14 protein-coding genes are annotated in these 13961 nt (G+C 41.6%); 13 read left to right on the top strand and 1 reads right to left on the bottom strand.

Going from position 1 to position 13961, the window contains the following annotated elements; genetic code table 11:
* Positions 1–5: 5 nt before the first annotated feature.
* The 11 genes from B9A22_RS17585 (at position 6) to B9A22_RS17535 (ending at position 10415) form a co-directional block, all read left to right on the top strand.
* A complete protein-coding gene (locus B9A22_RS17585; RefSeq protein WP_084577251.1) occupies positions 6–860 on the top strand; it encodes a hypothetical protein in 855 nt (284 codons plus the stop codon).
* A 353-nt stretch (positions 861–1213) separates the two neighbouring features.
* Positions 1214–2461 carry an HAD-IC family P-type ATPase gene (locus B9A22_RS17580; protein ID WP_176215575.1) on the top strand — a complete coding sequence of 416 codons (1248 nt, stop codon included), beginning with the start codon at positions 1214–1216 and terminating at the stop codon, positions 2459–2461.
* Positions 2462–2665: 204 nt separating this feature from the next.
* A complete protein-coding gene (locus tag B9A22_RS17575; protein WP_084577249.1) occupies positions 2666–3091 on the top strand; it encodes an arsenate reductase ArsC in 426 nt (141 codons plus the stop codon).
* A 9-nt stretch (positions 3092–3100) separates the two neighbouring features.
* The gene (locus B9A22_RS17570; RefSeq protein ID WP_084577248.1) at positions 3101–3436 is read left to right on the top strand and encodes an ArsR/SmtB family transcription factor; all 336 of its coding nucleotides are present in this window, start codon (positions 3101–3103) and stop codon (positions 3434–3436) included.
* Positions 3433–3852, top strand: coding sequence for an arsenate reductase ArsC (locus tag B9A22_RS17565; protein ID WP_084577247.1), 420 nt, complete (start codon positions 3433–3435; stop codon positions 3850–3852). The genes B9A22_RS17570 and B9A22_RS17565 overlap by 4 nt, the downstream gene beginning before the upstream one ends.
* Positions 3853–4262: 410 nt before the next feature.
* Entirely contained in the window at positions 4263–4730 is a 468-nt protein-coding gene (locus tag B9A22_RS17560; RefSeq protein WP_084577246.1) for a chemotaxis protein CheX, read from the top strand.
* A gap of 40 nt (positions 4731–4770) precedes the next feature.
* The gene (locus B9A22_RS17555; protein ID WP_084577245.1) at positions 4771–6831 is read left to right on the top strand and encodes a methyl-accepting chemotaxis protein; all 2061 of its coding nucleotides are present in this window, start codon (positions 4771–4773) and stop codon (positions 6829–6831) included.
* Positions 6832–7023: 192 nt separating this feature from the next.
* Positions 7024–7467 carry a GtrA family protein gene (locus B9A22_RS17550; protein WP_245824039.1) on the top strand — a complete coding sequence of 148 codons (444 nt, stop codon included), beginning with the start codon at positions 7024–7026 and terminating at the stop codon, positions 7465–7467.
* Complete coding sequence (locus B9A22_RS17545) at positions 7436–8197, top strand: polyprenol monophosphomannose synthase (protein WP_084577244.1); 762 nt, start codon at positions 7436–7438, stop codon at positions 8195–8197. The genes B9A22_RS17550 and B9A22_RS17545 overlap by 32 nt, the downstream gene beginning before the upstream one ends.
* Positions 8198–8223: 26 nt before the next feature.
* On the top strand, positions 8224–9756 hold the full coding sequence (locus tag B9A22_RS17540; RefSeq protein WP_084577243.1) for an ArnT family glycosyltransferase: 1533 nt from the start codon (positions 8224–8226) through the stop codon (positions 9754–9756).
* A gap of 20 nt (positions 9757–9776) precedes the next feature.
* Positions 9777–10415 carry a phosphatase PAP2 family protein gene (locus B9A22_RS17535; protein WP_084577242.1) on the top strand — a complete coding sequence of 213 codons (639 nt, stop codon included), beginning with the start codon at positions 9777–9779 and terminating at the stop codon, positions 10413–10415.
* Between the two features lie 90 nt (positions 10416–10505).
* Here B9A22_RS17535 and B9A22_RS17530 read toward each other — a convergent pair whose 3' ends face one another.
* A complete protein-coding gene (locus B9A22_RS17530) occupies positions 10506–11270 on the bottom strand; it encodes a DeoR/GlpR family DNA-binding transcription regulator (RefSeq protein ID WP_084577241.1) in 765 nt (254 codons plus the stop codon).
* A gap of 284 nt (positions 11271–11554) precedes the next feature.
* Between B9A22_RS17530 and B9A22_RS17525 the strand changes: the two genes are divergently transcribed.
* Positions 11555–12307: an ABC transporter ATP-binding protein gene (locus B9A22_RS17525; RefSeq protein WP_084577240.1), complete on the top strand. Its 753-nt coding sequence runs from the start codon at positions 11555–11557 to the stop codon at positions 12305–12307.
* Positions 12300–13928, top strand: a complete 1629-nt coding sequence (locus B9A22_RS25880) for an ABC transporter permease subunit (RefSeq protein ID WP_217805981.1) — start codon at positions 12300–12302, stop codon at positions 13926–13928. The genes B9A22_RS17525 and B9A22_RS25880 overlap by 8 nt, the downstream gene beginning before the upstream one ends.
* The last annotated feature ends 33 nt before the right edge of the window (positions 13929–13961 follow it).

Genomic DNA, 13961 nt, shown 5'->3' with positions numbered 1-13961 from the left:
TACTTATGCCAATGTCAGTCGCCGTAGGCACTAAGAATCGCTTACCGTCTACTACGTACCCATTACCCGCTAACCGCCTATTTCTGCGAGTTCAACTGCACAGTCGTCTGGACGTAAAATCTTTTATTCTGCAGAATAGCTTATATCGTCGCGAAGTTGAGGTATGTCAGCTAGTCGAAGAATGTCAGAATACTATTCGTCAGTATATAGCGGTTTACTTTAAACAATGTACCTTACGAGTAGCACCGTTTATTGATCAAGTTTTTTTAGGTAGAAAAAAGCTTGATCTAGAGTCTTTTGATGCTAACATCTTCTCGCCATATGACATGACTGTATTAGAGAAAAAATTAAGTGAGATAATTGAAAAATCAGCAGAACAATGTTTCCGGATAAAACCGTTTACACATCTACAACAGGTAGAACCGATCAACCTGGCAGATTTTGTCTATATTACTTGCCTATTTAGAGAGTACCGCCGCACAATGACAGTAACTGAGGTTGCTGCCATGGCAGGTAATAAGCTTTTTAGAGAGTGTGTTTCCTGTTTAAATGTGCCGATGGTGATTAGTCAGGTTGCTGAACAAATTCAATTAGGAGATGTAATTCTCCGTATCGTAGGCTGCAGTCCACCTGCAAGGCGGGAGAGTTACCAACAGATTATGATAAACCAGGTTGCCGGGTTGCTTGAATCAACACGGCGTAAGCTAGTGACAGACACCTGCTTGACGGCTGCGAAAAGAATCTATGAGTTATACGACTTAGTTGGGAAATTAAACCATGAGAAGAACGTGCTACAATTGAAAAACAAGTTGCACGCCACTGGTTCTAACCATGCACCATCACATCGTAAGGTGGTTTGATCAATGTATCTCATCATGGCTAATCATACTATTACCCACAAGACTCAAAATTATTTGCGACATTAAATAACAACATGCTTAGTTGTAGGAGGAATCGGGTGGTGGCTTCAACAATTACAGCAAAGGCCTGTTTGCAATTTCCGGGGAGGTTGCGTATCTCTGTTGAGGGACTTTTAAGAAACCGTAGCTATGCCCAATACCTTTCAATGCGTTTAAGCGAGAGAAATGGAATAAGGAGTGCGACAGCCAATCACTTGACTGGAAAACTATTGGTTTTTTTCAAGCCAAATCGTATCATGGTATCGGAAATTTTGCAGGAGATTTGCTTATGCCGAACGCAGTATAGTAAGCTCTTGGATAGGACTGCAGAATCACCTAATACGTTGGCTTCTAGCAAGACTGAGACTAATAAGAAGGTTACTTCTACTACCGAACTAGCTCTCTGGAGCATTGGTATTGCTGCTCTGACCTTCTTGTTGACAAGGGACGTTAGGCGGAGTATGGCGGTATTGATTGCAGGCTGCCCTGTCGCTGTGGCTCTTTCACGTCATGCAGCGTTAGGCTTGGCAGTAGTTGTTGCAAGACGCGGTGGTGTGTTTGTTAAAGATGCGAATATGATTGAAATAATAGGGAAGGCCGATACCGTGGTGTTCGATGAAAGCAGCATCATAGCAGGCGCAACTGCTGAACTCCATGATATCGTGGGTATCGATAAGAACCACACTGCAGCGGAAGTTTTGCGATTAGCTGCATCAACGGTAGCGGGAACAACGCACCCGCTAACAGGCATGCTATTGGGACATGTGAAAAGTGATGGTAGAGAATTATCTTCAGCTAGTGATGTCGAAGTTCGTGCCTTTGGCGTAATGGCTGTAGTCGATTCTGACCGAATTATTGTAGGTAATGTCAAATTTTTGGCACAGGAAAACATAATGGTTGAACGAGCTTTTCCGAGAATACGGCGTATGGAGCATCTTGGACTTAGTTTGCTTTGCATTGCCATTAATGGGAAGTTGGCTGGGATTGTTGGCTATAGCTACCAACTTCGGCCGGAAAGCCATGAAGCTGTTGGCAGGTTACGGGCACTGGGTGTAAACTATATTGGTTTGGTTATAGGAGAAACTTCGAATTCGATACAGGATATAATCGATAGGTTGGGTGTGCCGGAATACTGGACTGCTGATTCGTCAGAGAGCAAGAAGGCTATAATCGATCAGCTGCAACAGAACGGTAGGCGAGTAATTATGGTGGGCAACGGGGGCAATGACGCCCAGGCTCTGAAAGCTGCAACTGTTGGAATGGCGATAGACTGCAACATCGCAGAGGGTACGGCGCAATCGGCAGATGTGATAATCAAGGGAGACGACATAAGGGAAATTCCTAATCTTATCCATCTCGGTAAGTTTACCGATGAGGTCATCTGGCAAAATCGAGCTTTGTCGGCTGGCTTGAGCGCAGTAGGTGTTTCGCTTGCTGCGGTACAGAGTATTTCACCAATGGCTATTATGTGGATACTAGGTATCATTACAGTTTTAGCTAATTCAGCACGCATCCTTACATGTGTGAATCGAAGCAATGATACCTCAGTTAAGGGATGGTAGCATATAAGCGACTACCTCTTGATGTTTAAAGTTCTTTAAAGGTGTTAAAAAAGCTAACCTCCATTTTTAACAAATACTTAACATTTGTAATCTTGTATTTTCGACTAAGCAGATATATCATATAGATGAATATAAATATATAAATATATAAATATATTTATATGGGCCTAGGGGATTCCCGCTCATATACAAGGGGGTATAGCGATGGAAACGAAAAAGAAAAAGGTTCTTTTTTTGTGTACTCATAACTCGGCGCGTTCCCAAATCGCAGAAGGGCTGCTAAGGACTCTATACGGAGACAGATATGAGGCTTTTAGCGCAGGCGCAGAACCAACAACGCTTAACCCTTATGTAGTGAAAGTTATGTTAGAAATCGGTATAGACCTCTCTGGTCATCATTCAAAATCAATTAATGAGTTCAGGAAAATATCTTTTGATTATGTTGTAACAGTATGTGATAAGGCAAAGGACCTTGAATGCCCTTTCTATTATGGACTGAAAGTTGATGATGTGAGTTTTCCTGACCCGTCAGATTTTAAAGGTTCAGATGAAGATATACTCTGCAAAGTAAGAGACGTAAGGGATGAAATCAAGAATTATATTATAAAGACCTTTGGCGAGCAGAAATGAGGATGTTTTGTGGAAAACTTGGTGACTATATTCAAGGTTTTAGGTGATGAATCGCGGCTTAAAATAGTGAAGATGCTTCTAGGCAAGGAACTGTGTGTATGCGATATTCTTGACGCATTTGAAACTGAAAAAACCCAACCTGTAATCTCCCATCATCTAAAAACGTTAAAAAATGCAGGATTAGTTAGCGATTCACGGGATGGAAAGTGGATATATTACAGCCTTACCCCGAAAGCCTTTGAGGTTGTTGGCAACTTTATTAGTGAGATTAAACCTGAATTGTACTCGAAGGAGCGGGTGGCTCCTTGCTCGTCAAACCGTATAGTTGGAGGAGAGTTTAAATGATAAAAATGAAGGTGCTATTTCTATGCACACACAATTCCGCTCGTTCTCAAATCGCTGAAGGTCTTTTGAGGGCAATGTATGGTGACAGGTTTGAGTCACTTAGTGCAGGAACTGAAGTCACTAAGGTAAACCCTTATGTTACTAAGTCGATGGCAGAAATCGGTATAGACCTAAGTTCCCATCGTTCTAAGCACTTGAATGAATTCATAAATGAACACTTTGACTATGTAGTAACTGTTTGTGATAACGCTAAAGAAGCCTGCCCCTATTTCCCGAATGCTAAAAAGCGGCTTCACCATAGCTTCTCAGACCCATCCAAATTTACTGGTACGGAAGAAGAAATCCTTTTGGGAGTAGCCAAGGTCCGGGAAGAAATTAAACTCTGGATTGAAGAAAACTTTGGCGACAAGCCATAAAGTATAGCAGTATTTAAAATCTTGTCCGTGAATGAAAATATTCTTGATTCTGATATGGCAAAAGTGCTTGAAGCTACTCTCCGTTAGTAGCGGACAATTTAAAGGAGTGTAAGTTCACATCAAAAGCGCCGTTAGAAAATTTGCTAACGGCGCTTTGTGATCTAGGTCTGTCAATGGAGAAAAAATGTTTATAAAAAGTAGAAATTTGTCAGTTTTTACAGATACTTAACATAAAGATAATATTCATAGCAAGCTGATAGAGTAAGATTATTATACAAGGCTATATTTACCCAGAGAGCATAGCGATGACAGCTTTAGACATTATTCTTGAAACTACTATGACGGAGGTAAGCGGGGAAGATGAAAATTACCTTTGTTGATAGGCTTGGCTTCAAGAAGGGGGTGATTTTTTGGATTTAAATGCGATTAACCCAATATTGACAGCCTTCGCGAGTGTGCTTCCTAAGATAGGATTTCAAACAGTTGGAAAGAAATCAGTTAGTTTGGAAGGCTCACTTTTACTGAACAATGGACTTATGATAAACATCGGCGTTATGGGTCCTCTAACAGGGGGCATAGTAATTGGAATGGATGTGGATTCTGCTAAACGATTTGCTTCCACGATGATGATGGGTATGGATGTGGCAGAATTGGACGCATTAGCGCAAAGTGCCATTTCTGAAATGGGTAACATGGTTTGTGCAAATGCCTGTACGAATTTTGCTCAAGCGGGTGTTGATGGACTTGATATATCGCCTCCCACCTTGTTACTTGGAAAAGATGGGCAGGTAAGGCTGTCTGTGCCGCAAACAATAGCAGTTAAATTTTCGGTTGATGATATTGACGTAGACGTATATGTGGGATTGGGCAGGCACTAAAGCAAATCAGGAGCAATAATCAAGTGCAGGAGGATTGTAAATGATACACTTGCGAAGTATAAGGACTATTTTTATTGCGGGCATGCTGTTAGTCATTGCTTTTGTCATGAGTATTCAGGCGGGACTTAGTCTATACTCTTTCAAAAACACTATGGAAACAAAGGTTTACGAAAGCCTAAACAATCAGGCAGGACAAATACAAAATAAACTGAATGGGCGCTTTGAGCAGATTGGCAAATATAGCGAACTTATGGCGTACAATATTGGAGCAATGCCTCGTTATGACTCTGATATGCTTTTAGGAGTTATAGAAAAGTACATAGAATCTGACTCTTTAATTATTGGGGCTGGTTTTTGGTTTGAGCCGAATGCTTACCAGCCTAACCTTAAATATTATGGGCCATATAAGTACAAGGATGACAAAGGTAAGATTGTTATGACCTGGGATTATAGTAATGCAGAATACGACTATTTTAAATACGACTGGTATAAAGATGGCCTTGCGACCAAAGAGAAAATTGTATGGAGTGCCCCTTACGAAGACGCTGTTACTAAAATGGCTATGATTACTTCAAGTAGTCCGATTACGAAAGCAGGTAAAATAGTTGGCGTTACTACGACTGACATTGGCCTTAACGAGTTTTCAGATTATATAAAGGAGATTAAGATTGGTCAGGCAGGCTATGCCTTTATCGTCAGTCAGGATGGAACTTACCTTGCTCACAAACAACAAGAAAAGAACCTGAAAGAAAAAATAACCGATGATAAGGATGTAAAAGTCAAGCAACTAGGCACTGAAATTATCAATAACAAAAATAAAGAAATCAAAGTATCCAGAGACCAACTATTTGGTGCAGAGAACTTTGTCGCTTATGTGCCAGTTGGTTCTACTGGCTTACATCTCGTTGTTGTCTATCCGGCAGAGGAAGCCTATCGAGATTTAAATAAGGTAATTATGCTGAATATAGGCACCTTTGTAGCTGCTGTCGTTATCTTGGTACTTGTATTGGCGTGGTTGTTTAATGCGAAAATTAGCCGTCCAATTGAAGCCTTGATGTTGGGAACAGAAAAAATTGCGACAGGCGATTTGTCGGTGAATTTTGCTGTGAACTCAAAAGATGAAATGGGTCGATTGGCAGATAGCTTAAATAAAATGATAGATAACATACAGGAAATTATATCTAGGGTATCGCAATCGGCAGAACAGCTTGCTGCTTCAGGTGAACAACTCAGTGCTAGTGCTGAGCAGTCATCGCAGGCGGCGAATCAGGTTGCAGGTTCTATTACAGAAATTGCGCAAGGTGCGGAAAAACAAATGAATTATGTTAATGAGACAGCCGGTGTGGTTGAGGAACTTGCCACAAGTCTGCAGCAAGTAGCCTCAAATAGTGCACATGTGGCTGAACAATCAGCCCAAGCTGCTGAAACGGCAAAAGAGGGTGGCAAGACTGTCAGTAAGGCTGTTAGCCAAATGACTAAGATTGAAAATACAGTCAACAATTCTGCTCAAGTTGTGGCCAGACTGGGTGAGCGGTCCAAGGAAATCGGACAGATTGTAGAAACTATATCAGGAATAGCCGGGCAGACAAATCTCTTAGCGCTCAATGCCGCGATTGAGGCTGCAAGAGCTGGCGAACAAGGGCGCGGATTTGCCGTTGTAGCGGATGAAGTCCGCAAGCTAGCCGAACAATCCCAAGATGCGGCAAAACAAATAGCAGTGTTAATCAGCGGAATTCAAAAAGATACAGAAGAGGCCGTGGGCGCAATGAATGATGGCACGAGGGAGGTTAAGGTTGGAGCAGAAGCTGTAAATACGGCAGGATTGGCCTTCGAGGATATATCTAATCTGGTAATGCAGGTATCCGACCAGGTGAAAGAGATTTCAGTCACAATTCGTCAGATGGAGTATGGAAGCCAGAGAATTGTAGCATCAGTGAAGGATATTGATAAACTGAGCAAAAATGCCACAGGAGAAGCGCAGACGGTGTCGGCGGCCACAGAAGAGCAATCAGCATCCATGGAAGAAATAGCCTCATCCAGTCATAGCCTTGCACAAATGGCCGAGGAGCTTCAGGGCTTGATTCGCAAGTTTCGCGTTTAGGGAATCAGGGGTGTAAACTGTTGTAAAATCAAACAACCCAGGTGTGCTTAGTAAAATAGCCACTTGGGTTGTTTGATTTATTATTTACACTGAATTAATATAGCGTTAACAAAACATCCTTTATGCTGGCCTATAATGAACATAACAATGAAAACCTGTGGCAGTCTGATTGGAGATAGTATATTGATAAAAATGCTGATGAAATTTGCAGTGGTCGGGTTGTCGGGTGTTGGTGTCAACATGGCAGTCTATACATTTCTTACTTCTTTTGGGACGAATTTTTTGATTGCCGCAGGATTCGCGTTTGGCGTGGCTGTTACAAATAATTTCGTATGGAATGTATTGTGGACTTTTAAGGGCCGTGCAAAGGATAGAAATGTAAAGATAAAATTCGTGAGTTTTTTGGCGATCAGTGTGATAAATTTAGGCGTGAATCTCATGATCCTTCGTTCGCTGGTTGAATTCATGCAGGTCAACGAGATACTGGCTCAGCTAACGGCTATTGCTGTGGCAAGCAGTTTGAATTTTGGCTTGAACTTCCTGATTACTTTTAGAGAAAAACGACAAAAGCAAAGAAAAGAAGAAACGGGGACAGCGGTACATTATGAAGATTATTATCCTGCCGACTTACAATGAACGAAATAATCTGGCGGAATTGCTGGCACTGATTTATAACCAAGTGGAGGATATCCATGTCCTGGTTGTTGATGACAATTCGCCAGATGGCACAGGAGAATTGGTTCGCGAACTTATGCAGCAATATAATGATCGCCTATTCTTGCTGGCACGGCCAGGAAAATTAGGGCTTGGAACAGCCTACATTGCTGGTTTTAAATGGGCGCTTGCGCGTGATTACCAATACATCTTTGAAATGGATGCTGACTTTTCCCATAACCCCAGGTATTTAACCACATTTATGACTGAAGCCGAAACCGCTGATCTGGTGCTAGGCAGTCGATATATTGCCGGCGGGGGTGTAACAAACTGGAATATGTTCCGCCGCCTGATTAGCCGAGGGGGCAATGTATATGCCCGCCTTATCTTGGGGCTTCCGTTTAAAGATGTGACTGGTGGTTATAAATGTTTTCGGCGTGAAGTATTGGAGCAAATTGAACTGGAAGATGTTAAATCAAATGGGTATTCTTTTCAAATTGAGTTGACATATCGTGCTTTTCTCAAAGCTTATTCGATAAAAGAAGTGCCCATCATTTTCGAAGAGCGGGCTGCGGGACAGTCAAAAATGTCAAAGGAAATCTTCAGGGAAGCAATCATAATGGTGTGGAAGCTGCGAGCAGCTAAAAACCGTCTGAAGGCTGCACCTTTCAAAGAGATTCATAGCGCTGGAACGTCATTGGCTCAGCCATAATCTACATTGCTGGAAGGAGTCAAGGGATGTATTTAAGCACTCATCAATGGAATGTAATGATAATTATCATCAGCGGTATGCTGCTAAGGATAACCTTGGCAGGCATGATTGGTCTTGGAGTCGACGAGTCTTATGTAGTATCAGTTGCACGATCGTTCAGTTTAAGTTATTTTGATCATCCGCCACTGCACTTTTGGATAATTTGGCTGACCACACATCTAACTGGCAGTGAGAGCAGCATGGTGTTACGTTTACCCTTTATTGCGATGTTTGCTGCCACTACCTGGCTGATGTATTGCTTTGCTGCCAGGATGTTTGGTGAACGAGCCGGGGTTTACTCTGCCTTGATCTTAAATATTTCTCCTGTTTTTAGCCTAAGCAGCGGTAGCTGGATTCTGCCTGACGGACCCCTAATGTTGTTGATGATGGCAAGTGTGATGGTATTACATAAAATATTCTTTGATCCTGCAGCAAAATTGTCTTGGCTATGGTGGATGGCAGCAGGTTTGCTGGTCGGACTGGGAATGCTGGCAAAATATCATGCTCTCTTTTTAGTTATCGGCAGTTTGATCTTTATTCTTACTGCCAGAGAACGCCGCACCTTGCTATTTACTGCAGGCCCTTATCTTGCTGTCGGCGTTCTTTGTGTGGTTTTTTTGCCTGTGGTGATCTGGAATATGGAACATAATTGGATCTCATTTCTGTTTCAAGGCGGCAGAGGTTCGGCTACTGGGATCTATCCGCTAAAAATGCTGGGCAATATCGCTGGTCAGGCATTCTGGGTATTGCCATGGATCTGGGTACCTTTGACCTGGGTGCTGGCCAAAGGTGTGTTGGCTGGTCCTGGCGCTGGCCTAAAGAGCCCCTGTCAGGATAAACAGTGGTTTTTATGTTGTATGGCTGTAGGGCCTATTTTCCTGTTTACAATCGCTACTTTGTGGGGCGCTCAGGGACTTTTTCATTGGCAAGCCCCTGGCTATCTTATGGCTATCCCCTTACTTGGCCTGGCCATTGACGGCTGGATGCAACGCGATATGCGCATAACCCGGGTTTGGCTTACATTTTCAGTGACAACCTTTCTATTGATTGTCATGTTACTTGGAACTCATACGGCAAATGGCTGGCTGCGGCAGGTTGAGCCACAGTGGTTTAAACAAGGCGATCCGTCAACAGAGGCACTTGACTGGCGAGATCTGCCACAGTATCTTGAAAAACAGGGACTGCCTGGTTCTCAAGCCGGTTTTGTTGTTACGGCAGATTGGATTGATGCCGGGAAAACTGATTATATCCTAGGCGGTAAGCTGCCAGTACTTTGCTTAAATAACGAGCCTCATCATTTTGTCTTTATGCACAATCTGGCTGATTTTCAGGGTGAAAATGCTTTAATTATCGGGCGCGAAAGAATAATAACAGAGGCACTGCCGATGTACCAAATGTATTTCACTACTATAGAGCCAGTAGGGAAAGTACCGATCAAACGGGCTGGAATCCCGGAATTCGACGTGGTTGTATTTTATGCCAAGGATTTCACAGGGTCATTTCCGTTACCATATAAATGATAAAGTCGGGAGGATGACTGATGAAGGCAGGGTACCCAGCGTTAAATCATAAGGGCAGCTTCAGTAAAGCCTTGGAAATAGCAATAGTTGTAGGCGTAATTACAAGTATCGTGGTTCTTACCATGCAACGTTCCCAAAATGATACTATCTGGTTGGTGGGAGAATTTTTGAGCAGCACGGGGAATGACTTGTTTTTAGTATTCTCCAATTTATTAATTATCGGCTGGGCTTGGCGTAAAAAGCTCATGAGTGTGATTAAACTAACCTTGCTGCTGGATCTATCTGTCTGGATTTTCGTCCAGGGAATAAAGCTAATTCAGATAGATCCGTGGTATCTTAGACCTAACGGGGGAACTGGCGGTTTCCCCAGTGGGCATGCTACGCATGCGTTTGCGATGGCATTTCTGTTGACACTGTATTTCCCACGTCTTGCCTGGTTGTGGTATGCCTGCGCTGCCGGGATTTCCTGGTCTAGAGTTGAGACAGAATGGCATACCGGTTTTCAAGTCATTGCGGGCATTGCACTGGGAACCGGTCTTGTCTGGGTGCTTGTCACTAGATGGCTGACCCATCCTGACGCTGCAATGATCAAACTGCACAGCCCTGAGATTCAGCAAAGCCGGAAAATCCAGGGGCAGCAAGCTTATGTAGCCGAATAAACAAAAGACTAAAACACAACAAAAATAGTCTGCGATTTTTGCAGGCTATTTTTGTTTAACCAAATCACGCACTCGGCATGAGGCTTGTATTTAATCTTCAGCTAGTATGAGCGTGGTATTTGTTTTCTTAAAATTGTTAACGATAGTTCGGCTTAGTTGTGAGTCGGTAATAATATAATCGATTTTGCCAAGGGTTGCGATATTGATGGTAACATCTCTGTGGAATTTACTGCTATCTGCGGCCACGAACACTTCTTTTGAGCGTTCAATGATAATTTTTCTTGTCACTGCTTCTTGCATATTAAAATCCGAAACACCATTCTCTACGGTAATACCACTGGCACAAATAAAGCTCTTTTGAATGTTTAACTCGGAAAAATTAAAAATGTAGTCATAGGTAACCACCGACCGCTCGTTGTGCCTGATCCGGCCGCCAATAATAATGATCTCAAAATCAGTACTGATTAACTCATTCACAACCGGAATTGAGTTAGTAATGATGGTGAGATTTTTTTTATTTGTAAGCTGTTTGGCAATATGAAACGTAGTAGAGCCACTGTCAATAAAAATGCAATCACCATCATTAATAAACTCACTACATTTTTTTCCAATGGCTTCTTTTTGTGAGAGTCTGTCCATTAATCTATTTTCCAACGTGGGCTCACCAAAGCTGATATCTTTAAGTTTTGCTCCGCCATATACCTTTTGAATACTACCTTGCTTTTCGAGCAGGGTTAAATCCCGGCGCACCGTTTCTATTGAAATATCAAAGATTGTCATCAACTCTGAAATAGTTAGTATATCTTTTGTTGCTAACAGGTCTACTATCTTCTTTTGCCGTTCGCTTGGTAACATCAAATCATCCTATCAATTATATATTTTTTACTATATACAAAGAGTTTATCTTAAAAGATGACAATGTTCAAGGAAATGCAAAGAAAATGTCTTAAAATATGCAATTAAAATAGCAATATTGTCATTGTGATGTCAACATATTATAAAAATATTGTAAAGAGAGATTCATTCACGACAATGTCTTAACCGAATCTTAACTATTTCATAACAAAACTGTGTTTGCGGAAATGTATACTGGAAGAGTAATAAAGAGTAGTTCAAAACCTTGTGGGGAGGTGATTGTTTTGCTGGAATTAAAAAATATCAGTAAGAAGTTTGATGGGAAAGTTGTGCTTGATGGAATCAATCTTGAAATTCATAATGGTGAGATTGTTTCGATGTTAGGAACGAGTGGCAGCGGTAAAACGACATTGCTTAATATTATTTTAGGGCTGACGGCAATGGACAGTGGGTCCATTATTTTTGAGGGAACTGACATAAGTAAGGTTTCGATGAAAGATCGCGGTTTTAATATTGTTTTTCAGGATTATGCGCTTTTCCCTAATCTTAATGCGTATAAAAATATCGTCTATGGTTTGAAAAATAAGCCAGATGTAGTGAGTGCAGGAGAGCTTGACGAGTTGATCGACTTCTTAGAATTAAGGCTACATTTGACAAAAAGGATTGATCAGTTATCAGGCGGACAAAAGCAGCGAGTGGCACTTGCCCGAACGCTGGCAACCAAACCCAAGATTCTCCTCCTGGATGAGCCGTTAAGTGCTCTTGATGGTGTAATCAAAGAGACAATCAAGGAGCGAATCAAAGCCATTACAAAAAAATATAAGCTGACCACTATTATTGTAACTCATGATCCGGAGGAAGCCCTGACAATGTCAGACAAGGTGTTAATTATTGATAAAGGTACTATCTCGCAATATGGCACTCCCAAACAGGTCATTCATGAACCGAATAATAATTTTGTTGAGGAGTTTATCTTACGCCAACTGCAAATTAAAAGGGATAATATTTACCAGTTATTCAAAGAGTGTCATGCATAAAAACAGGCCGGAAGCACAAATGATTTTTTTGGTAGTTGCCATATTTTTTATTGCTTTTCTTGCAGCTCCTTTGCTTATTTTGCTGGCTAACTCCTTTGTAACTGGGCAGGGAAGCGGATTGTCTAATTATATTGAGGTACTTGGTGATAAGAGTGTTGCTGCAGCAATCAGCAATAGCATCCAAGTGTCCGCAACTGCTGCTGTGATCACTACACTGTTAGCCTTTATGCTGGCATATGCGGTGAATTGCACCAAAATGTGTAATGGTTTAAAAATGCTGATAAAAATTGGAATTTCCATCCCAATGCTGCTGCCTACTATAACTTACGGTTTTGCGATTATCTACTCGTTTGGTAAACAGGGGTTATTGACAAAGTTCTTTGGGATGGAGTTATTTCAAATCTATGGATTTAATGGACTCCTAATGGGTTATGTGATTTATACCTTGCCGTCAGCGTTTTTGCTGTTAAACAATTCTTTTGGCTATATTGATAAAAAATTTATCATTGTTTCAACGCTGATGGGTGATGACTTTTTTCGAAGTTTTATCAATACCATTCTTCGGCCCTTGATCGGTACCATAGGAGGAGCCTTAGTCCTGTCATTTATTCTGAGCTTTACTGATTTTGGCATACCTGCTTCTGTGGGTGGGACATATAATGTGATCGCAACTCAGTTATATCAGGTTATGTTAGGTTCAATCCCCAACTTTCAGAGTGGCTCAGTGATTGCTGTCCTAATGCTGTTACCTGCGATCCTTGGCGTCTTATTCTTGAATTATCTTGAGAGATTTAACTTCCATTATGATGGATTTTCGGTAACCGAATTACCGGACAACAAGCTGCGTGATTTGGCATTTGCCTTTGTATCTGTTGTTACAGTAACTGGAATTATCTCGGTTTTTTTGGTCATGTTTATCGCACCGCTGGTTAAAAATTATCCCTATGATCTGACATTTACTACCCAGTTCATTCAGCAGGCCCTTTTCTCCAGCGCGCTGTTAGACGTATATGAGAACTCAGTTTTTGTGGCCATTATTTCGGCAGTGCTGGGAACCCTGATTGCCTATAGTGCCGCAATCATCAATGTTCGCACCCTGATGAGTAAAAGGGCGAAAATAAGCATTGATCTCTTCTCGATGATAACCAATAGTGTGCCAGGCATGGTGTTAGGGCTAGCCTATCTGCTGCTCTTCAATGCAAGTGATTTAAAGGGAACATTTATGATTATCATCCTCTGCAACATTGTTCATTTTTTTACAACGCCGTATCTGATGGCGAAAAATTCTCTTTCCAAGTTAAACCCAGCCTGGGAAACAACCGGAGAGTTAATGGGGGATACGTGGATCAAAACAATTATTCGGGTAATTATCCCCAATTCTGTCGCGACGATCGTAGAGATGTTTGGCTACTATTTTATCAATACCATGGTGACCATCAGTGCTATTATTTTTCTTGTCACGGCCAGAACTTCAGTAGTAACAAGCAAGATAAAAGAGCTTCAGCATTTTGCGAATTTTAATGAGATTTTTGTCTTATCCATATTGATTTTTGTTACAAATATCAGTATAAAAATCTGCTGTGATCTTGTTAATCAAAAATTGACATCTGATTACAGATGAGAACATAAAAATATGATCAATAAAGGGAGCGAT

Origin of the sequence: Sporomusa malonica (assembly GCF_900176355.1) — a bacterium.
In the GTDB taxonomy this organism is placed as follows: Bacteria; Bacillota; Negativicutes; order Sporomusales; family Sporomusaceae; genus Sporomusa; species Sporomusa malonica.
The sequence above is the reverse complement of the archived record's forward strand: the minus strand, read 5'-3'. Positions and strand labels throughout refer to the sequence as shown.

Coding starts and splice junctions, on each gene's coding strand:
- B9A22_RS17575 (WP_084577249.1), top strand. CDS start 2,666: ATGGAAACGAAAAAGAAAAAGGTTCTTTTTTTGTGTACTCATAACTCG.
- B9A22_RS17535 (WP_084577242.1), top strand. CDS start 9,777: ATGAAGGCAGGGTACCCAGCGTTAAATCATAAGGGCAGCTTCAGTAAA.
- B9A22_RS17585 (WP_084577251.1), top strand. CDS start 6: ATGCCAATGTCAGTCGCCGTAGGCACTAAGAATCGCTTACCGTCTACT.
- B9A22_RS17530 (WP_084577241.1), bottom strand. CDS start 11,270: ATGTTACCAAGCGAACGGCAAAAGAAGATAGTAGACCTGTTAGCAACA.
- B9A22_RS17550 (WP_245824039.1), top strand. CDS start 7,024: ATGCTGATGAAATTTGCAGTGGTCGGGTTGTCGGGTGTTGGTGTCAAC.
- B9A22_RS17555 (WP_084577245.1), top strand. CDS start 4,771: ATGATACACTTGCGAAGTATAAGGACTATTTTTATTGCGGGCATGCTG.
- B9A22_RS25880 (WP_217805981.1), top strand. CDS start 12,300: ATGCATAAAAACAGGCCGGAAGCACAAATGATTTTTTTGGTAGTTGCC.
- B9A22_RS17545 (WP_084577244.1), top strand. CDS start 7,436: ATGAAGATTATTATCCTGCCGACTTACAATGAACGAAATAATCTGGCG.
- B9A22_RS17540 (WP_084577243.1), top strand. CDS start 8,224: ATGTATTTAAGCACTCATCAATGGAATGTAATGATAATTATCATCAGC.
- B9A22_RS17565 (WP_084577247.1), top strand. CDS start 3,433: ATGATAAAAATGAAGGTGCTATTTCTATGCACACACAATTCCGCTCGT.